This window comes from Vibrio sp. HM8-C, from assembly GCF_058630515.1.
On the sequence record NZ_JBMMKS010000004.1, the window covers coordinates 64751 to 86279 of the forward strand.

A 21529-nucleotide genomic window follows, 5' to 3' on the forward strand; every position below is an offset into this window, starting at 1 on the left:
ACCTAAACTTCAAAGTTCAAAATATCAAATTCTGGGGAGAAGTTTACCCAACTCCCCAGCAGGATACTAGAGTTTAAAGCTACCAACCATCTTATCCAAACGACCAGAAAGCTCACGAAGTTCTTGGCTAGCGCCTGCAAGCTCTTCAGCCGTACCCGTTGTGATTTCGTTGATAGCGTTAATTTCTTCAATGTTCATGTTGATAGTATGAACCACTGTCGACTGTTCTTCTGTCGCGGTTGCCACTTGAGTATTTCGGTCTGAAATATCATGGATACGTTCCGATATACCAATCAACACTTGAACCGCTTCGTCAGAGGAAGAAACACCCTCCAACGTCACTGATTTACCCGCTTCCATTGCCGACACAGCATCTTTTGCATCACTTTGTAGCTGGTTAATCATCTTCTGAATTTGCTCAGTCGAAGCTGCGGTACGACTCGCCAAATTACGAACTTCATCTGCCACTACCGCAAAACCACGACCTTGTTCACCAGCACGAGCTGCTTCAATCGCCGCGTTAAGTGCTAACAAGTTCGTTTGTTCAGAAATGCCGCGAATAACATCCAGTATCGAACCGATATCTTGAGTAGTCGATGCAAGCTGGCCAACCACCTGACCAATGTTTTCAATGTCATCGGCTAAACGAGCAATCGCGTCTTTTGCCTTATTCACCACTTTACGGCCGACTTCGGTGTTTGACGTCGCTTGGTTTGCCGTTTCCGCAGCAGTAGCAGCGTTAGAAGCAATCTCACTGATGGTCGCACCCATTTGGTTAATGGCTGTCACCACCTGAATAGTCTGGTCGCGTTGCTGCTGGCTGTTGTCATGAGTAGTATGCGCTTTGGTTGAAACTGTTTCAGCGGCGACTTGTAATGCATTACTGGTTGAAGCCACTTCTTTCATCGACTGATGGATCTTTTCAATAAAGCCGTTGAATCCAGTTGAAAGTTGAGCGATTTCATCGTTGCCCAAAACTTCAATTCGTTGTGACAAATCACCATCGCCCTTACCTAAATCCGTAAAACGAATCGCAATCTGACGAATTGGGTTAGCAATACTGCTTGCCAAAACCAAGCCCATCGCAATAAAGATGGCTGCGACAATTAGTGTGGTAATCAGCATGCGTTGAGCAACGTCGTTCAAGTCAGCGAACACTTCGTTAACTGGCACTGTACCGACAACAAACCAGTCCATAGACTTAACGTAGAAGCTTGCCACGAAAACATCGACACCTTCATGTTGCGCAGTAATCAGGTTGAAACCAGACTTGTTCAGCAACTTGTTGGTTTCCGCACCGAACAGTTGAGTCAGCGTTGATTTTGCCTTCGACTTTTCGCGGTGGATCTGAACTTCGCCTTTCGCGTTAGTCAGGAACACATAACCTGTCTGCTCAATCTTATAACCGTTTAGCAGCTTCACCATGTCATCCATAGATTTAGAAAGACCAGACATAGTATCGCCATTCACGTCCTGATAGTTGGCGAACATTTTCACCTCACCAGTCGCTTCTTGGAACATGCTTACCATGGTTGGGTTGCCGGAACTTACAAACGCATAAAACCAGCCATCTTGCTGCTTGTTCAGTTCACGAAGGAAACCATTTTGGTTCCAGTAATAAGCGGTTTTTCGGTTCGCAACAGAAGCATCGTTCAACTTGAACTGGGCGCGAATGTTGTTTAGTTGCTTAACCAGCATTGCTTCATCACCAGAATCGACATTCTTGGTGGCGATAGCCTTTTTAATAAATTCACTGTTGGTGATCTGTTGCGCAGCCAATAGAAGATGTGTCACTTCGCTATTGATTGAGCTGCTGATCTGTTCCAGCATCGATGGGAGTTCAATATCCACTAATCGATGCTCTAATACATCTCTTGCCTGACGTTGTGCCATGACCCCGACAATAATCGTCGAAGCCAGTACAGCGAAGGTAATCCCTGCGACTACCTTCGTCTTAATGCTGACATTGCTAAATTTGAGCATCTATTTTTTACCTATTTTGGCGACTTGTTTTAACGAACGTTGTATCGACTTTAAAGCATAATTCTTTATGACAAAACGGCAATTAATTCAGCAAATTTATCAATCAAATAAACCTAGTTTCATAAGGTGTATTTATTTCATTGAAAAGGTTTAGAAAAGTACCAAGTAACTCCATATGTTGATGATTAGGACACACATGACGATTAATTCGTTTGCTCAATAAACCATCAAACAAACGAATATCTCATCGTGTAAGGAACTTTTTCAGTTACAGGCTCACTAAGAACAAGATTATCAAGGAGAGTAGGATTTCATGCAGTCAGAAACCTTTCATTCGCTACAGCAGCATTTAAACCAGCAGGTTATTGGTCAATCCGCCTTAGTAGAGCAACTTCTGGTCGCGCTTTTGGCCGATGGTCACATTCTGGTAGAAGGGCCTCCGGGGTTAGCGAAAACTCGTGCGGTTAAATCATTGGCAGACTGTATTGAAGGGGATTTTCACCGTATTCAGTTCACTCCCGACTTACTGCCAGCGGATTTAACGGGCACTGACATATTCCGCCCTGAAACCGGTGAGTTTACATTCCAAGCAGGACCGATTTTCAACTCCCTCGTTCTTGCGGATGAAATCAACCGCGCACCAGCAAAAGTTCAGGCTGCGATGCTTGAGGCAATGGCGGAAAAACAAATTACCGCTGGTAGAAAAACGTATCGTTTACCAGAGCTATTTCTAGTGATGGCAACGCAAAACCCGATTGAGCAGGAAGGTACATATCCGCTACCAGAAGCTCAACTTGACCGATTTTTGCTGCATCTCAATGTGGATTACCCTGATGCCGAGCATGAGCTAGAAATCCTTCGTCTTAACCGTGGTGAAGCGAAAGGTGAAGCCTCGCAGACGCTGCCAAAAATTACTCAAGAGCAGATCTTTGCTGCGCGCCAAGAAGTACTGAATATTCATATGGCTGAAACCATCGAGAAATACTTGGTACGTTTGGTGATGGCAACGCGCAAACCTGAACAATACGACGCCAAACTGGCCCAATGGTTAGAGCTCGGTGTCAGCCCGCGCGCGACCATTGCCCTAGACCGCTGCGCACGTGCCCGTGCATGGTTGCAAGGACGAGACTACGTAAGCCCTGAAGATGTGCAAGCAATGGCGTTCCCAGTGCTTCGACATCGCTTATTGCTCACCTATCAGGCACAAGCCGAAGGCGTACAGCCTAACCAAGTGATTACCCACTTACTTGCTCTGGTTGGCAGTGCGTAAGGCAGCATGATGTCTCTGTCATTAAAACAGGCGTTACCTGCAAATTCTGATGGCGTTCACCTGTGCTTGGAAGAGCTACTTCCTTACAAACAACATACGGTGAAATGGCTACCACCTGCCAAAAGTTTATGGTCGCAGCTGTTAGGTCAGCACCAGAGCAAACAACTGGGGCGCGGTATGGATTTTGCCGAAGTTCGGCAATATCAGCCGGGTGATGACATTCGTGCGATAGACTGGCGCGTGACTGCTCGTACCGGAAAACCACACACTAAGTTGTTTTCAGAAGAACGGGAAAAACCCGTGATTCTGTACGTTGATTTAAGCGCGACCATGCAGTTTGGTTCGTCGTTGTTACTCAAATCTGTGCAAGCCGCTCATATGGCAAGTTTGCTGAGCTGGCTTTCCGTTGCAGAGAAAGACCGCATAGGCGCAGTGATTGATACAGGTTCTAACCTCGTCGAAATAAAACCAACCAGTCGTAACAAAGGCCCACTGCAAATCATTGCCCAACTTGTCGAGTGCCAACAACAGGCTCTTACACAAGCATCGGCACCCAGTTCCATGCAAACCGTACTAATGACATTGAACCGACTCTGCCCTAAAGGCAGTGAAGTGATAATGATCAGCGATTTTGTCAATTATGAGGATTCTTTTAGACCATTATTCAACCAGTTACGTAAGCATAACCGCGTGAAATTAGTCCATATTTTCGACCCATTAGAGCAAGGTGAGACACAATTTAGAGGAATTGAGAGAGTGAGTGATGGCAAAAATGCGCGCTGGCTTAACTTTTCGTCCAAATCTGATCGCCTAAGCATCAAAAAGGTCTTTGATTCTCAGAAATTAGAATTAGAATCATTGTGCCAATCTATGGAAATGGACTACCGATCTCTTTCTAGCGATATATCTTTGCTACAACAACTATCTGGATAATTTAAAAGATATGCAAGAATCATCAAATTTACTCAATCTTAGCGATTTGCATTTACCTGCAGTACCTTCATGGCTACCACTTTCTTGGGGATGGTGGGCGAGCCTATTGGCTATTATCGTGGTACTGGTCAGCATCGCATTAATTGTCCGTGCTAAGAAAAAACGTATGGCGCCGAAAAAGACCGCTTTACGTTTGCTCAACCCAGCACTCGGACATCAGACTCCGTCATCAGCGATTGAGTTAGTTCGTCAAGCAGCGTTATGTTATTTCCCACGTGAGCAGGTTGCTCATTTAACCGGTCCAGATTGGTATGCATTTTTGGATTCTCAAGTTGGTTCGCCTCTTTTCATGAAGAACGAAGAAACTTGGCAGAAAGCTTTATATCAAAAGCAGAAAGTCGAAAATGCTCAAGATTTGGTGGCGGATTGCTATCAATGGGTGAACACAGCGTTGCCGCCGCAAAAAAGGAGAAACTTGAGCGTTGGCAAACATTGAATTTGTATGGTGGTGGCTGGTCGTATTACTGCCACTACCGCTAGTTATTAATCGAGTTTTACCACCAGTAAAAGAGAGGGCAGCCATCCAGTTGCCCTATTTACCTCAACAACACTCTGTCGCACCACCAAAGCAGTGGTTGGCTAAATGCTTAGCTATCCTAGTCTGGCTTTGCCTGATTGCTGCTGTATGCAGACCTGTCTGGTATGGTGACCCAGTGACAACCTCGCCAAAACATCGAGATATGATGTTGGTCGTTGACCTCTCCTACTCCATGAGTCAAGAGGATATGAAATCCAACGGCGATTACATTGATCGATTAACGGCGGTTAAAAAGGTTCTGAGTGATTTTATCAGCAAGCGAGAAGGTGACCGATTGGGTCTGATCTTCTTTGCTGATCACGCGTATTTGCAAACACCACTCACCTTAGATCGCCAAACCATCAGCCAGCAGCTTAACCAAGCAATACTCCGCCTAATTGGTACCAAAACGGCCATCGGTGAAGGTATTGGTTTGGCAACGAAAACCTTTATTGATAGCGACGCTCCACAGCGTGTGATGATTTTGCTAAGTGACGGCAGCAATACATCTGGCGTGCTAGAGCCGATAGAAGCGGCAAAAATCGCCAAAAAATACAACGCAACCATCTATACCGTGGGTGTAGGTTCTGGCGAAATGATGGTGAAAGAGTTCTTCCTCACCCGCAAAGTCAACACGGCTCAGGACTTAGATGAAAAAAGCCTGATGGAAATCGCTAAGATTACTGGCGGTCAGTATTTCCGTGCTCGTGACGAAAAGGAACTAGCCACTATCTATGACACCATCAACGCACTAGAGCCGATTAGCCAAGCTACACAAACGTGGCGACCTCAAAGCGAATGGTTTGGTTATCCGTTAGCGCTGGCGCTGCTGTTTTCGGCTGTTTTATTTATCGTAAGGAGAAACCATGTCTGATTTCACCCTCCTTGCTCCCCTATGGCTTTTAGCGCTAATACCTTTAGCTGGTATCGTCTTTTGGTTGTCAAAACACAAACAAAGCCAAGGGCTGATTGCCAGTCATATTGCCAGTGCACTTGGTATTGAAAATCGTAATCGCACCAAAACTGTAGTTTTACTCATAGCGCTAAGTTGGCTTGTCGCAGTCATTGCTTTGGCAGGACCGAGCTTCGAGAAACAGACTCGCCCAAGCTATACCAACAGCAATGCGCGTATTTTGGTTATGGATATGTCTTTGTCACTTTACGCAACGGACATCAAGCCTAACCGTTTAACTCAAGCCCGTTATAAAGCGCTCGACTTACTCAAAGGTTGGAGTGAAGGCAGCACAGGCTTAGTCGCTTATGCTGGTGATGCGTACACAGTCAGTCCATTAACCAGTGACACGGCAACCATCGCCAATTTGCTGCCTAACTTGTCTCCCGACATCATGCCCTATCAGGGCTCTAATGCCGCCGCAGGCATTAAGCTCGCTATCGAGATGCTAAAGAACGCAGGTCTTGCCCGTGGTGAACTCGTTTTATTCGCTGACGATCTTGATGAAAGGGAGCAATCCGACATCGAAAGCGAACTTTCTGGCACTCACTTTAAGCTGGTGATTCTTGGTATCGGGAGTGCAGCAGGAGCGCCAATCACATTGAGCGACGGATCGCTTCTCAAAACAGATAATGGGCAGACGGTCGTTGCCAAGACTAACTTTGAATCGATGCAATCTTTAGCAAAAAGCGTCAACGGTGTCTTCACGCCCTATCTGGCAAACGGTCAAGACGTTGTGCGTATCCTTGCAGAACAGCAAGTGCAGCAAGATGTGAGCAAGAAAGACGATAAAAAGACGCTAACCGAGAACGTTAATAACGGCTACTGGTTATTACCATTGCTCATCGTTCCTGCTTTATTGCTTTTCCGCAGAGGGATGATCTTTGTTTTGTTACTCACCACCGGAATGACGGTCATGTCGCCGGATGCCAGCGCAGATACGGGACTCGACATTAGTTCACCTTGGAAAAACGCTAACCAACAAGCGATGGAAGCTTATCGAGCCAAAGACTATCAAAGCGCCAGTGAGCTATTTACCGATCCTGAATGGCAAGGTGTGGCTCGTTATAACAACAAGGATTTCAAAGGCGCCATCGAAAGCTTTTCGAAGGTAGATAAGCCATCATCAAGAACGCAATACAACCTCGCCAATGCTTATGCTCAAAATGGTGATTTGGACAAAGCTAAGGAAATCTACCAGCAGATTTTGCAACAAGATCCAAGCAACCAAGATGCAAAACACAACTTAGATGTTGTTGAACAAGCGCAACGCCAGCAACAGCAACAGCAACAGCAACAGCAACAGCAACAGCAACAGCAACAGCAACAGCAACAGTCTCAATCTGGCTCGGATTCTGGTCAATCTCAAGATGACTCATCACAACAGCCTGATTCACAGACATCGCAGCAAAATGACACTCAGCAATCGCAAGAGCAGCAACAAAACCAAAGCTCGCAGCAAGACAGCCACCAACAAGATGACAGTGAGCAAGATAACGATGAGGCTAAGGGCAAGGAATCGGATCAACAATCAGATGCTCAAGCCAAAGCGCAAGCTGGCAGTCAACAACAGCCGACTGAAAAAGACGATCAGTCCGATGCAGAGCCAAAAGTAGCATCAACGACGACAGAAAACATAGATCCCGAGCTGAGAAAGCTAGAGCAAGTCGAAAGCGCCCGAGATCCTAGTCAGCTATTGCGCGCACAACTGATTCTTCAGGCTCAAGGTAAAGAGCCTCCACAAACTCATGGTAAAAAGTGGTAACGATGAACGTATTACATTCTCCAATCGCTAACTTTCCGCGATTTACATACTTTCCGCGATCTACATACTTAGCTCGTTTTGGACGAATCGCTCTGTGCTTAGTTATTACAGCGCTAAGCTTCAATAGCTTTTCAGTTCAAGCCGCCTCCTTTTACGCCAGTGTCAGTAAGAACAAAGTCGTTAAAAATGAAGTCTTTCAATTACGCGTGGTTAGCGACGAAAAAGCCTCTTCTGACGATATTGATTTCACTGTGCTCAGCAGCGACTTCCTTTTAGGACGCCCTAGTTTCGGTTCTTCAATCAATATCATTAACGGCACTCGAACGAACAAAAGTGAGTGGACCATATCCCTCGCAGCAACGCACATAGGTATTGTCACCATTCCGAGCTTTGAACTTAACGGACAAAAGACTCAACCCATCGCAATTCAGGTTGCTCAAGATGAACAAGCCCCTGAAGTCAAAGATCTGGTTGAAGTGCAGACTCAGCTTTCTGCGTCAGAGCTCTACCCAAATGAAAGTGCGTTATTAAAAGCTCGCTTGATCATCAAAGCAGACCCACGTCGCTTGCAAAACCCAACGGTATCGCCACCAGCGGTTGAAGGGTTGGAACTTAAAGCTGCGAGTGAAGCAAATCAATATCAAACGGTACTAGACGGGGTGGAAGTGACCATCGTCGATCAGGATTTTCGTGTCACAGCAAAAGAGGCAGGCACTTACCAACTCCGTGAACCCGTGTTCAAAGGTACGATTGTTTATGGCAGCAACTATGGTGGCGGAACACGTCTGGTTCCTATCGAAACCAAAGCAAAAACGTACACTATTACTGTCAATGCAAAACCGACTAACTATCATGGTATTTGGCTACCAACGGATAAACTGAGCCTAACGCAGAAGTGGACAGATGCTCAGGGAAATACGATTTCCGGTAATAGCTATCAAACGCAGGTTGGCGAATCCATTACTAGAGAAGTAAATCTGCAAGTGTCAGGTTTAACCCAAGAGCAATTGCCGAACATTAAAGTGAGCTACCCTACTTCATTAAGTACTTACGATGAAAAACCGCAGTTCACCACTTTGGAAAATGGTGATGTGATGATGACGGTGAAACAAGTTCTCATCCCACGCCAAAGTGGTGAAATTGCATTACCTGAGATAACCGTCGATTGGTGGAACACCAACACCAAACAACAGCAAGCGAGCAAAATATCAGGTCTATCCCTAAATGTGACGCCTAATGATGCTCCGCTCGTTGCTACGCCGACGCCTGTACAACCGACAACAAAAGTCGAAACCATCACAGTTAATGATGCTAGTTTTTGGCCTTATCTAACCGGACTATTTGCTGCACTTTGGGTTATCACAAGTGTGTTTGCATGGCGTTTTAGAACTTCGCCAACGTTACAGAAAGCGACAGAACATGAGACAACAACGTCCAGTGAGTATCAGACGCTAAACAACCTCCTGTCCGCCTCGGATACTGGAGAAGTAGATGGTATTGCTGTTACTGGAGCCATAAAAGCATGGCTAAATACGGTTGAACTCGAAGAGGAAGAACAGATTGCCATCAACAAGGCGTTGAATGAGGTCAATCAAGCACTCTATTCATCGACGCCTCAAGAAATAAAAACAGGCGAACTGAAAAAACTCATCGAACGTATTCAGAAACAGCAAGCAAAGCGTCATAAAGTTAAACCAGTAACTCTTGCTAAACTTTAAGCAGCGTTTGGCTCTTCGCCTTGAAATTTTTTCATTAAAAGAAATGAGTATTGCGCCATCGAAAGGTGGCACAATACTCATCAATAACTCACACAGATTGGCCTTCCATCCATGTTAGAAAAAGAAAACCTGATCAAGCTAGCCCGTATTCAAATGCCATATGGAAAATATGCAGGACGAGTGTTGATTGACTTACCCGAAGAATATTTGCTTTGGTTTGATAAGAAAGGATGGCCTTCTGGCGAACTTGGTCAACTTCTTCAACTGTGTCTAGCACTGAAAATCGAAGGGTTGGACAGTGTTGTTAAGCCATTGAAAAGGATGTAATTGACATAATCAACGCAGGCCAAAACTTATACTTTATCTCCGATTCAAATATCTTTTAGCCCTTGTTATGGCTCTTTTGTGGGCTGACATCACCTAGAAGTTCAATCAGAGCTGGTGATTTCGGATGAGAAAATATATGGCAGACATTTAAGATAGTTACCATTGTTACTAAGCCACTAAAGTAATTTATTGTTTTATTGGCTATAAATTTATAGTGCAAGATTGCACTATAATTTCCGTTTACATATCGAAGTAGAGTGCGATGTTATTACAAGGTTCGAATCTCAATATGCCTCTGGCCGAGCTGGTTTCTTCGCTGACAGTAGCGTTAGATATGACAGAGGGACAACCCCCAGAACACAGTATGCGTTGCTGCTGGATTGGAATGCATATTGGTGAGCGAATGAACCTCTCATCATCAGAGCTCCATGATCTGTATTTTACGTTACTTCTCAAGGATGCTGGCTGCAGCAGCAATGCGGCGCGTATTTGTGAACTCTACGCCACCGATGATCTTACTTTTAAACAACGTTATAAAACGGTCGGTACAAGCCTGACGAGTGCAATTAATTTTGTCCTAAAAAATGCAGGCTCAGGAGAACATTGGCGCAAGCGTATCTCAACCACTATTGATATTTTGAAAAATGGTACAGACTACGCCCAAGAACTGATTCAAACACGTTGCACAAAAGGTGCAGAAGTTGCTCGTGAGCTTTTATTCAGTGAAAATGTGGCGCAGGGTATACGACATTTAGACGAGCACTGGGACGGTTCAGGACGACCTGATGGGCTGGTGCGTGAGCAAATCCCTTTATTTTCAAGAATTGCTCTTCTCGCTCAAGTAATGGATGTTTTTCAATGTGAGCATGATTTGAATACAGCATTTTCTGAGCTAGAAAGTCGTGCAGAAAACTGGCTGGATCCGAACCTAGTGGCCATCTCTAAGCAGTTGCAAAACAATCCTGATTTCATTAAGGCACTCAATGCCCCATCCATAGTCCCATTTGTGCTTGCTATGTCACCTGCCCAAGCGATGATTCCATTAGATGATGATTATTTCGATCGAATTGTGACTGCGTTTGGCAAAATCATCGATGCCAAAAGTCCTTTTACCTCCGGACACAGTTCCAGAGTGGCTGTTTTTAGTACACTCATCGCCGAAGAACTCAACTTAGACCAAGAGGATCGACTATGGCTAAAGCGTGCAGCACTGTTACATGATCTGGGTAAACTCGGAGTAAGTAATACTATCTTGGATAAACCTGGGAAACTGGATGATGACGAGTGGGCACAAATACAAAATCACGCGGTGTTTACCAGAGAGATCATTGAACGGATATCTCCTCTAAAACAATTTGCCAAAATGGCAGCTGCTCATCATGAAAAATTAGATGGAACAGGCTATCCCGATAGACTGGTTGCCGATGAAATATCTATGATGACTCGGATTATAACCACAGCGGATATTTTTGATGCCATTACGGCTGAGCGACCTTATCGAGGTGCTATCCCAATTCCCAAAACTTTAGAAATCATGGAAGAAAATGTTGGTACAGCCATCGACCCAGTGTGCTTTGATGCTCTAAAAGCGGCACTAAATAAATTACCTGAGAAGTATATGAAAGATATTGGTACGAGTGGAGTTCCTTCATCACCGATACTCTAAATTAGTTTGCAAACACATTGTCTAGATTAGATTTGTCTCTCCAGTAGGTGGGTTATGAAAAGTCCAATATCACAGATCTGATCAGCTTCCCTTTTTCAAATGTCTCTTCGTGTTTAATTGACAATTAGCTTATTATTGTAAAATCAGTAACCCACTGACCAATCAAGTAGAAAATAAAATTGCCCCTCTAAAGGAAGCCAGTATGCTAGGACTGTTTGTTGGCCAAATTGCTTTATTCTCACTTTTCCCACTATATTTTTCGCGCCTAGACCCCGGTATACGTCGAACCTCTTTTTATATTTGCATCTCTCTTTACCTGTTAATTGGCGGCTTTTTTGGCAACGTTTATTCCTTACCTATAACTGAAACCATCAATATTTCCGGAGGCAACCTCTGCTACGGCGCATTTATGATGACATCAATACTTTGTGTGTTGGTGGAGCGTGATGTTTTTATTCTGCGTCACCTCATCCGCTTGGTGATTATTGTCGATCTATTTAACGTACTGTTTGCAGGGTTAGCTGAATACACGCTAAAACAAGATGTCGTGAACCCACACAGCATTCCTGCTGAATTTTTCCACATATCCACGCCTTTTATTATCTTAGGTGGTGTATTGATTATCACCGAATTGGCTTTGCTTTTCTTTTTGTTTGAGAAGCTCAAAAATCTGAAATTGCCAATGTTTGCTTCTGCACTGGTTTATCTTTTGGGGTTTATCTGCGTGTTAGTTGCAGATGGAATCGCTTTCCCATTAATAGCCTTCGGTGTGAGTGAGCCAGTAGTAAATATAGTGATCGGTGGGCTTGCAGGTAAAGTGCTGATGGCCTCAGCCTTTAGCGTACCACTCGCATTGTACATATTGATTAAGCGCCGTGAATTTACCCAATATCTCCAAAGTGAACCTTTAGATTGGAAACTGATGTTTCGTTCGAGTCGTGATTTGATGAAGGAAATTGAGGACAAAGAGTATGGCTTAAAGCAGGCTGAAACAGTATTTGAACACAGCAATGATGGATTAGCGGTAATTGATAATCAGGGAGTTGTTCTACGCTGTAACTCTGCTTTTGCTCAATTCACCGGTAAATCTGTTCAATCGATTACCTCAGCATCGAAAAGGTTAACATCGCTTCTCAATTTGGAACCGTCATTTGTGATGTCGTTAGATGAATCATCGAGTGAGCAAAAAATCGAGATTGAATTTCAAGGACACCACGGCTTGCTAACAGTAACAAATGTTGAAAAGACGAAGGGTCGCAGTGCATTAAAGATCGTTTCGCTTACTAATATCGACGATCTCATGGCAGCCCAAGACCAGCTTCACTATTTGGCAAGTCACGATATCTTGACGGGGCTACCAAATCGCAGAGTGTTAGATGAAGCACTGAGTCATGATGGCCTTACACACAGTGCTCTCATCATGTTTGATGTAGACCATTTCAAAGACATCAATGATAGTTACGGACATGCCAGTGGTGACGCTCTGCTTAACAAAATCGCACAAATGCTACCTAAGGTGAGTGATGAACAGTTTGGTCATGATGGCTATGTTTTGGCTCGCACTGGCGGAGATGAGTTTGCTCTATTAATTAAGAATGCTGATTTACCTGCGTGTGAGGCGCTGTGTCAAAAAGTACAGAAATTGATGACGCGTCCATATTATTTAGGCAATGACATCCATGTTTACTCCTCTTTAAGCATGGGGATTGCGCTGCAACAGAGCGTTGAACTTGAAGACCTTTTTCAAAGTGCAGATGCGGCGATGTATGTGGCGAAACATGCCAAACGTGGCAGCTATAAGTTCTATGAGCAGTCGTTTACTGATGCTAGCCAACGTACGTTGATATTGAGTAATCGCCTAAGAGAAGCACTCGAAAAACAAGCTCTTGAAGTCTATTACCAACCTCAAGTGCATGCGGGAACAGGAGGTATGATTGGTGTAGAAGCGTTGGTGCGCTGGAATGATGGTGGAAACTGGGTATCACCAGCCGAGTTTATTCCTGTTGCTGAGCGTTCTGGCCTTATCGACCAACTAGGAATGTATGTACTTGAAACCGCGTGCCGTGATGCGCAAATTTGGTTCGCAAAAACAGGCGTGGAAACGCTGAAACTATCGGTGAATGTATCTGCGCATCAGCTGCGTTTTGATCAGCTATATGAACAAGTGACTTCAGTTTTAAATAAAACGGGATTTCCAGCAAAAGCATTGCAATTAGAGCTGACAGAATCTGCATTCCTAGAGCGTGAGCAAGAGGTGATACCGCAGCTTGAAAAGATTCGTGATTTAGGGGTGAGTTTGGCGATTGATGATTTTGGTACTGGTTACTCATCACTGTCTTATTTACATGCTCTGCCAATTTCGACGCTCAAAATTGACCGTTCTTTCATTAGTCGATTACCTGCAGACACGACACAGCAGCAGCTTTGCCGAACGATTGTTCAATTAGCAACGAACTTGCAGCTTAGCGTGGTTGTTGAAGGTATCGAAACAGCTGAACAGCGTGATTTTGTGGTAGCAGAAGGATGCCAAGTGATTCAAGGCTATTTCTATTCAAAACCGGTAAGTTGTTCGGAAATCACCAACATGCTTCTTAATTAGTGCCGAAAAGAGACGCCATTGATGTAATGCCAATCGGTTTAGCGAAAAATAACTGATTGAACGTTCCTCCGAAGATGTTTGAATCCGAGTGTTAATCTTGCACTCGGATTTTTTGTTATCGATACTTTTACGGGCATGATAAAACTACCTGCGTAATAAAAAGTAAGGAGGTTTCTATGACCAACAAACATCAAGGTTCATGTCTTTGTGGCGAAGTGAAGTATGAGCTCTCAGGTGATTTCCAATCTTTCTTTTTGTGTCACTGCACTCGTTGCCAAAAGGATACTGGTTCTGCGCACGCTGCGAATCTATTTGCTAAAGCGAGCACACTAACTTGGCTGCAAGGTGAAAGTTACGTTAAGACCTATCAGCACCTAAATACAAAACATGAAAAAAGCTTTTGCCAAAACTGTGGCTCTGCACTTCCTACCATTGCCGAAACTATCAATTGCGTAGTCGTTCCAGCTGGTAGTTTAGATAGCCCCATTTCAATTGAACCAACCGCTAAAATCTTTATGAGTCGTTGTGCAAGCTGGTCTAAAAACGTAGGTAATGTGCCTAGCTATGAAGAATTGCCTAATCAAACGGAGAACTAGACAACTTAATACGTTTAGAGCTCGTTAGCCTTTTATCTAAATGAATACCACCTAATTGCGGATACCAACGAGAGTCGTAACAATGGTCACTTTTCCCAATGTGTGCTCGTGATAGCATTTATGCCTAAAGACTATTTAGGGTACAAAGATGTCATCAGACCATAACGGAACTAGTGCCAACTACGCACGTAAAGAAGCAGGTTATCGAGAGAAAGCACTAAAGCTCTATCCTTGGGTTTGCGGAAGGTGCGCAAGAGAGTTTGTATACTCAAACCTGCGTGAACTGACCGTTCATCATAAAGATCATGATCATACGAATAACCCAGAAGATGGCAGTAACTGGGAATTATTGTGCCTCTACTGCCACGACAATGAGCACAGTAAATATTTGGAACATGAACTTTATGGTAATGAAATCAAGCCTGGTGAAGACGAACATAAAGGCGCGACATACAATCCCTTTGCTGATTTAGCAAAAATGATGAAGAAGTGATTCCAGAGTCGTTGAGTAATGATTGGTGCAGAAGTTAAAGAGGTAGAGTTATCAATGCCCTTAACTCACCACCCAGATAACCTTTGCATATTACAAAAAAACCGTCGGAAGACGGCTTTTTTGTAATTATCGAATGCTTAAGCGCAGCACTTTTTGTACTTTTTCCCACTGCCACAAATGCACGGATCATTTCGATTTGGGGTTTTATCAATGGTAACGGCTTTAGGTTTGTTTAAAAGAGTATCCAGCTCAACGGTGTTTTCTGGTTGGCTTGAATCTACGACAATATGAGCCACTATAGAGTGCTCAGAAAGTAATGCTTCGATCTCTGCTTTACGCACTTCAGTTGGTACGACAACATTGATTGGAGCTTCTTCAGTGCCTGCTTTTACATCACGTTTTACGTTGTAGCCTGAAATGACGTGGTTTTGCCTAGCATCGATTCGACCTTTGAAAAATAGTTTGGACATTTGCAACTCACTGATGATTGATGTGGTGTAATTTGGCCGCGATTATACGGAACTATAGCAATTGATAAAGAAGTTCCTACCATTAGCCCAAAACAAACATCTTAGTTCTCTCCCACTTGTCTATTTCTCACGGTCTACACATGTCAGCACACCAAGATCTTGGCTGAACTCAGCTACGAAGTGGCATTTTGAATCGACGTTTAAATCGTGATTTAACCACCCTTCGTTTTTGATAACAGAGATAAAATAAAGCCACCTCTTACCAATTAAGAAAGAGATGGCTTTTATGCTTTTATATGACGAGTTATTACGTCAAAGACTCGATACCGTATTTCGCACCATAGTTTTCAACCACAAAATCGATATCTTTATCACCACGGCCAGATAGGTTAACCAGTATTGAACCTTTTAGCCCTTGTTTAGCTAACTTTGTTGCATACGCCACAGCGTGAGCAGACTCAATGGCAGGAATAATCCCTTCTTCACGGGACAATTCAAAGAATGCTTCGATCGCTTCTTCATCGGTTACTGTTCCATAGCTCACACGACCAATATCTTTCAGATAGCTATGCTGCGGACCAACCGAAGGATAATCGAGACCACTTGCCACTGAATACACTTCTTGTGGCTCACCGTTTTCATCTTTCAGCATGTAAGACTTAAAGCCATGCATGATACCCGGTTCACCTTTTGACAAGGTAGCAGCATGTTCACCCACTTCTTCCAAAGAGCGTCCCGCGGGCTCAACACCGTGAATAGCTACGTCTTTGTCTTCCAAGAATGCGCTAAATAAGCCCATTGCGTTTGAACCACCGCCGACACAGGCGACCAAATTATCCGGCAAGTTACCTGTCATTTCCTGAAACTGCACTCGAGCTTCGTTACCTATGATTGACTGAAAATCACGAACCATTTTCGGGAATGGATGTGGACCAACAACCGAACCGATGGCATAAAGCTGAGTGTGTGGATCTTTTAAATAGGCTTCGAACGCCGCATCAACGGCTTCTTTTAGAGTCTTGCGACCATGTGTTGCTGGAATAACGTTCGCACCTAAAATACGCATACGTACAACGTTTGGATGCTCTTTCGCAATATCCACTTCACCCATGTAGATATCACACTCCAAACCCACTAATGCTGCTGCTGTTGCTAATGCTACACCATGTTGACCTGCACCCGTTTCCGCGATTAACTTCGTTTTTCCCATCTTCTTAGCCAGAATAGCTTCGCCTAAACAGTGGTTAATTTTATGTGCACCAGTGTGGTTGAGATCTTCACGCTTAAGATAAATGTCAGCACCGTATTTGTTGGAAAGATTCTGCGCATGAAAAATAGGGCTTGGGCGTCCCACGAAGTGTTTGTATAAGCGTGCTAGTTCAGTTTGAAATTCCAGATCGTTGCAGCACTCTTCATACGCAGCGTTGATTTCCTTCATTATTTTTTCGAGTTCTTCTGGGATGAAACTGCCGCCATATTCACCAAAGTAACCATCGCTATTTGGCATCGGGTGATTAAAAGAGTTTTTCATTTGATACATCCTTGTCGTTTATTCAGTGGAATATTTATACCTAAACTTCTTTAGTCTTTGTGTAACCAGTTGCTTAATTCGTGATTGCGATCTCGCGAACTAGTTTGATAGTACAAACTTTACAAATAGAACCGAAAATCAGTGAATAGCATTCAACTTTATGAGGGGGAAGTGAGGAAATTATTCGCTAATGAGGCAAATGAAACGAAAGTTTAAATAACAAAATTGTTAACATGAACCGATAATTACCCCTTCAATCAAAAAGCTTTGCCTATACTTTAGCTATGTTAGAGCATCGAATATGGATATCTTGATGGCAGAACAAAATATTGGGCAAATTCTACAAGCTTTTAACAGCATTGAATCTAAGATTCGCGAACAAACCGGCTTGTTGAAAGATCTCACCGCTCAAGTGAAAGCTCTCGAAGGGCAGAACAAACAATTGGTACAACTTGTACACCAATTAAAGTCCCCTCCTTCAGCACCTCCTGCTGAACCATTTGACGCGCTCAAAGCTGAGTTTCAAAACTCGGTAACCAAAAGTCTAAAATCGATTGAAGAACAATCGAAGAAAACCATGGATCTGATTAAAGCGAGTAGCGGCGGGAAAAAGCGAGCTTGGCCGTAACTGACTATTGATACCAGCCTAAAGCCAATCTAATTCATCAGATTTTAGGTATTCTATGTTTGCCAATCTCTTAGTCAAACGGCTTAATATCATTGATGTAGAAGCCATTTCTTCCATTTTCTTTCGCTTTATATAGAGCTTGATCAGCGTTTTGCAGCAAGGTATCGATGTCCTGACCTTGCACATACAGAGATCCACCGATACTCACACTAATCGAAAAGCTGTCAGAGAACTTATGGCTAGAGATTTGGGAGCACAAACGATCTGCAAGTTGAACTAAATCATCCTCTTCAACGTTGACTAGCAGAACAAGAAACTCGTCCCCACCCCAGCGAGCGGCGACATCGTAAGAACGAATAGTTTGTTTAATAATTTCCGCCATGGCTTTCAACGATTCGTCGCCAGCCGCATGACCATAGGTATCATTGATATCTTTGAACCAGTCAATATCTACCCATAATAGACCTAGTTGTATATCTTCTCGGCTAGCTCGAGCAAGGTTCACTTCAATTTGCTCTGCCATACCACGACGGTTATACAGTTCTGTTAATGGGTCTATTTGAGTAAGACGTTCTAACTCTGCCGTTCTTTCCTGAACTTTACGTTCCAACTCTCGCTTGGATTGCAAAACCGTTTCAGCCATCTGAATAAAATGACTGATAACACGACCAAGTTCACCACGTCTGCGAGTTGTGATTTCCGAACTAGGATCCTGCCCTTTTTCAAACAGTACTAGAGCTTTATCGAGTTCGCTGATTGGGTTTAAAACCAACCTGTTTAGCACCAAGTTCATCAACAATAGCGCTACCAATAAGGTTATAACAAACACAACGACAATCTTGGTGAAATGCGAAATGGGAAGAAAGATGCTCAAATCGATAAGTGTTATTTCGTACCAATCTATTTCAGGCAAATAAACCAAACCGACTAAATGACGTGAATCTTGGATATCAACAAAAGCCGTAGCGACTTGCTTTTCACCCGCTTCTAACTCACGCATCAATCTATAAATGTTACTTAAATCACTGCTGTTTTCGAAAATCAGGTCAATCGTTTTATGTGCTCCGCGAGTTTTTGTCACGGTACCAAAATCTATCATTTCTTTATCGCGATGAAGTTGAATTGCGCCAGAGTGATCGACGAATAAGCTGTGTATGCCCGGCTCATCCTCTTCGACAACATTCTTAAGGAATGAGGTTAAATCCAAACCAGTTCCTACCATGCCCAAGATTTCATCACCGTCTTTAATCAAGACATCTATCCACATCTTTGTTATTCCCAGCTCAACATCTGGGTTCACGTTGATGTGAATTTCCCTCTTCTGTTCAATGAGGTTGTAAAACCAACTGTCTGCGGGTTTATTCGGGTCCAAAACGTAGCGAAATTCGTTACCTTTGAACTCATCTTGTTGGTTGTTATGGTAATAATGCCCGTTACTTAACAAAGCAACGAAGTAGCTTTTGTCTTGGAAGTTTTGGCGGTAGTTTTCGAGCTCATCGAGCGCAACATCTTGCAGCGCTTCATTATGAGGATAATGAGCCCACTGTTTAATAACGTTTGACGTGGCAAGCTGGCGAGAAAGTGCAAGCTCTCGCAAAATAGGCTGTAGTGTACGGCTTTTGTCATAAAGGGTTTGTTTGGTAATAAAACGCGGAGCCCATTGTTCAATGATTCCCTCTGCCAGCGTACGAACTGACCAAGAGACAGCGCCTGCAGTGACAATAAACACCAGAGCAGTAACTAACATAAACTGAGGCTTTAACTTCATTACCTTCTCCAGTGAAACATTAATACTTGTACAACCACATCAAAAGCTTTAGCCAACGCTAATAAAACAATATCAGATGATTGGGATGCTAATCATCCATTAATTGCATAGATTGTGAAATGCAATAATGTTGCTAAATGAAAGTGGAATCTACGGCATATTTATATGCACTAGCTAACGTAATCTTTCCCAAAGTAATCATTATTCGACGAAGGTTGAATAACTCCCGCCCAAATAAACCGCATATCATTCAGGCAACATCTTAATAACTGACTATCTTTATAGAACAGGCAAAAATCGGAAACCGTAGATGCGACTACACAGTAGCCTTCCAAAACTTATATTTATCCTAATAACGTTTGGGGCGCTTGTCGTCGTAACCGAGTTCTTGACCAGAGAAGTGATATTAGAGGGACAAACCGAAACTATTGCTCTAGTCAACGCAAAACAAAAAACCAAAGAAAGAGAAGACTTAATTGCTCACTTCTTTGTTGATTCGCAGAATACCATCAATGCAATAAGAGCAAGCTCAATTTTTAATCAGTTTCTAGATAATCCCATAGCCTATAAGAAAAGCTTTGAACAAATGGCTTTGACTATCGTTCAAAGCCAGGACGATATAATGAAAATCCGTTATATCGACAGCACGGGTAAGGAAGTCGTCAGAATTGACAGGGACAACCTAGGTGCACCAGTAAAAATCGTTGAAGAAAGCAAACTTCAGAATAAATCTCATCGCTATTTTTTCTACGATTCAATAGAGAGAAAAGCCGACCAAATCTGGTTTTCTAACCTCGATTTGAATGAGGAAAATGGACGCGTTGAAATTCCCTATAAACCGACAATGCGCGCGGTTATGCCCCTCTCCTATAAGAACAACTTTAACGGAATTTTAATCGTTAACTATTTCCTCAAACCGTTGTTTGACACCTTTGCGAATGCTCCGCTGTATCATTCAATATTGGTCGACAGTGACGGAGAAATCTTGATTCACTATGACAGAGCACGCAATTGGAGCCGCTACAGTGGCAATAACAATATCTACGTAGATATTCCTCAATTCAACGAAGTACTTGCTAACGATACTTATGAAACCTCCACTTTCTATTCGCGCAAGTTGAATCTTCCTATTCCACAGAAATTGATTTTAGTTCTATCGCTAAATAGTACGTATACAAATTTGCAGGAATCATTATCGAGAAAAAGTTTTATCTATAGCTCCACAATAACCTTAGCCATAACAGTGTTATTTGGTTTTATTTTTGCCAGTGTTTTGAATAAATTTTTTACCGATTACACCAATCGCGGGAATTATATTGAAAAATTAATGGATCTTAATCTGCGCATTAATAACTTACATCAGAAAAACAAAATATATATGGATATGGCAAGCGACGGCATACATGTACTCGATAAACAAGGAAATGTGGTTGCTTTTAGTCATTCATTTGCAGATTTACTTGGATACTCAGAAGAGGAAACTGCAAAACTTAATGTTAGGGATTGGGAAGCAAAACTACGCCCTGAAGAAATTGCTGCCGCAATGGCCACCTTTGGTACAGAGTCTAAAAAACTAGAAACCCAGCATCGAAGAAAGGACGGTTCTATCATTGATGTCGAGATCAATGCAAAGTGGATCTCCACCAGCGATGGCGAATTTTTCTATGCTTCATCGCGGGACATCACAGACCGTATTCGTTTAGAAAATGAGTTGCATAAACTCGCAACGACAGATGCACTTACTGGACTTCCGACACGCCGTGTCTTTCTGGAACAACTCACCAATGAATTGGAACGCTATCATAGAAAACAATGTGACGCTGTCACAGTAATTTACCTCGACTTAGACCACTTTAAGAATATTAACGACACCTACGGTCATGGTGTGGGTGACAAAGTTTTGGTTGCTGTAGCGAATATCCTCAGCGATGAAATACGTAAAGTCGATTCTGTTGGTCGTTTGGGTGGTGAGGAATTTGGATTGATATTGACTGGAACGACAGCCGAGCTCTCCGCTCATTTCACTAATCGTATTCGCAAGCGGATAGAAGAATGCCCAATAGTATCGGAGCATGACATCATTCATTGCACAGCCAGCATGGGCATAACCATGCTCAACCTGCTTGATACAGATGTAGATAAGGTACTTGAGAGAGCAGATAAAGCGCTCTATACAGCCAAACATCTAGGTAGAAATAGAGTGGAAGTGTACAAAGAGCTGACTCAGGTTTCGTCCAAGTAAAAATACGCTTG

The 21529-nt window shown here is 43.2% G+C and carries 17 protein-coding genes; 13 read left to right on the forward strand and 4 right to left on the reverse strand.

The window, feature by feature from the left end:
- Positions 1–66 precede the first annotated feature (66 nt).
- The gene (locus ACOSVQ_RS06625) at positions 67–1983 is read right to left on the reverse strand and encodes a methyl-accepting chemotaxis protein (RefSeq protein ID WP_491981740.1); all 1917 of its coding nucleotides are present in this window, start codon (positions 1981–1983) and stop codon (positions 67–69) included.
- A 313-nt stretch (positions 1984–2296) separates the two neighbouring features.
- On the opposite strand from ACOSVQ_RS06625, the gene ACOSVQ_RS06630 reads away from it, so the two are divergent.
- From ACOSVQ_RS06630 to ACOSVQ_RS06680, 11 genes are all read left to right on the forward strand, one after another.
- Entirely contained in the window at positions 2297–3253 is a 957-nt protein-coding gene (locus ACOSVQ_RS06630; RefSeq protein ID WP_491981741.1) for an AAA family ATPase, read from the forward strand.
- A gap of 6 nt (positions 3254–3259) precedes the next feature.
- Complete coding sequence (locus ACOSVQ_RS06635) at positions 3260–4186, forward strand: DUF58 domain-containing protein (protein WP_491981742.1); 927 nt, start codon at positions 3260–3262, stop codon at positions 4184–4186.
- A gap of 10 nt (positions 4187–4196) precedes the next feature.
- Positions 4197–4682, forward strand: coding sequence for a DUF4381 domain-containing protein (locus ACOSVQ_RS06640; RefSeq protein WP_491981743.1), 486 nt, complete (start codon positions 4197–4199; stop codon positions 4680–4682).
- Positions 4669–5637 carry a vWA domain-containing protein gene (locus ACOSVQ_RS06645; protein WP_491981744.1) on the forward strand — a complete coding sequence of 323 codons (969 nt, stop codon included), beginning with the start codon at positions 4669–4671 and terminating at the stop codon, positions 5635–5637. The genes ACOSVQ_RS06640 and ACOSVQ_RS06645 overlap by 14 nt, the downstream gene beginning before the upstream one ends.
- Complete coding sequence (locus ACOSVQ_RS06650; protein ID WP_491981745.1) at positions 5630–7480, forward strand: VWA domain-containing protein; 1851 nt, start codon at positions 5630–5632, stop codon at positions 7478–7480. Before ACOSVQ_RS06645 ends, ACOSVQ_RS06650 begins: the two co-directional genes overlap by 8 nt.
- A 2-nt stretch (positions 7481–7482) precedes the next feature.
- Positions 7483–9198 carry a BatD family protein gene (locus ACOSVQ_RS06655; RefSeq protein ID WP_491981746.1) on the forward strand — a complete coding sequence of 572 codons (1716 nt, stop codon included), beginning with the start codon at positions 7483–7485 and terminating at the stop codon, positions 9196–9198.
- 111 nt (positions 9199–9309) lie between these two features.
- Positions 9310–9525 carry a DUF3820 family protein gene (locus ACOSVQ_RS06660; protein ID WP_491981747.1) on the forward strand — a complete coding sequence of 72 codons (216 nt, stop codon included), beginning with the start codon at positions 9310–9312 and terminating at the stop codon, positions 9523–9525.
- 262 nt (positions 9526–9787) lie between these two features.
- A complete protein-coding gene (locus tag ACOSVQ_RS06665; RefSeq protein WP_491981748.1) occupies positions 9788–11191 on the forward strand; it encodes an HD-GYP domain-containing protein in 1404 nt (467 codons plus the stop codon).
- A 202-nt stretch (positions 11192–11393) separates the two neighbouring features.
- Positions 11394–13790 (forward strand): putative bifunctional diguanylate cyclase/phosphodiesterase, encoded by a 2397-nt coding sequence (locus ACOSVQ_RS06670; protein WP_491981749.1) that lies wholly within the window; start codon positions 11394–11396, stop codon positions 13788–13790.
- A gap of 176 nt (positions 13791–13966) precedes the next feature.
- Positions 13967–14386 (forward strand): GFA family protein, encoded by a 420-nt coding sequence (locus ACOSVQ_RS06675; protein ID WP_491981750.1) that lies wholly within the window; start codon positions 13967–13969, stop codon positions 14384–14386.
- Positions 14387–14534: 148 nt separating this feature from the next.
- Positions 14535–14879: a YajD family HNH nuclease gene (locus ACOSVQ_RS06680; protein ID WP_491981751.1), complete on the forward strand. Its 345-nt coding sequence runs from the start codon at positions 14535–14537 to the stop codon at positions 14877–14879.
- A 137-nt stretch (positions 14880–15016) separates the two neighbouring features.
- Here ACOSVQ_RS06680 and ACOSVQ_RS06685 read toward each other — a convergent pair whose 3' ends face one another.
- Together ACOSVQ_RS06685 and trpB are read right to left on the reverse strand one after the other, a co-directional pair.
- Positions 15017–15349 (reverse strand): PBPRA1643 family SWIM/SEC-C metal-binding motif protein, encoded by a 333-nt coding sequence (locus ACOSVQ_RS06685; protein ID WP_491981752.1) that lies wholly within the window; start codon positions 15347–15349, stop codon positions 15017–15019.
- Positions 15350–15656: 307 nt separating this feature from the next.
- Positions 15657–16880, reverse strand: coding sequence for a tryptophan synthase subunit beta (gene trpB, locus ACOSVQ_RS06690; protein ID WP_491981753.1), 1224 nt, complete (start codon positions 16878–16880; stop codon positions 15657–15659).
- A gap of 313 nt (positions 16881–17193) precedes the next feature.
- On the opposite strand from trpB, the gene ACOSVQ_RS06695 reads away from it, so the two are divergent.
- Complete coding sequence (locus ACOSVQ_RS06695) at positions 17194–17508, forward strand: hypothetical protein (protein ID WP_491981754.1); 315 nt, start codon at positions 17194–17196, stop codon at positions 17506–17508.
- A 70-nt stretch (positions 17509–17578) separates the two neighbouring features.
- On the opposite strand, the gene ACOSVQ_RS06700 is transcribed toward ACOSVQ_RS06695, so the two are convergent.
- A complete protein-coding gene (locus tag ACOSVQ_RS06700; protein WP_491981755.1) occupies positions 17579–19276 on the reverse strand; it encodes a GGDEF domain-containing protein in 1698 nt (565 codons plus the stop codon).
- A gap of 310 nt (positions 19277–19586) precedes the next feature.
- Here ACOSVQ_RS06700 and ACOSVQ_RS06705 point away from each other — a divergent pair, with 310 nt between their 5' ends.
- Entirely contained in the window at positions 19587–21518 is a 1932-nt protein-coding gene (locus ACOSVQ_RS06705) for a diguanylate cyclase (protein ID WP_491981756.1), read from the forward strand.
- Positions 21519–21529 lie beyond the last annotated feature (11 nt).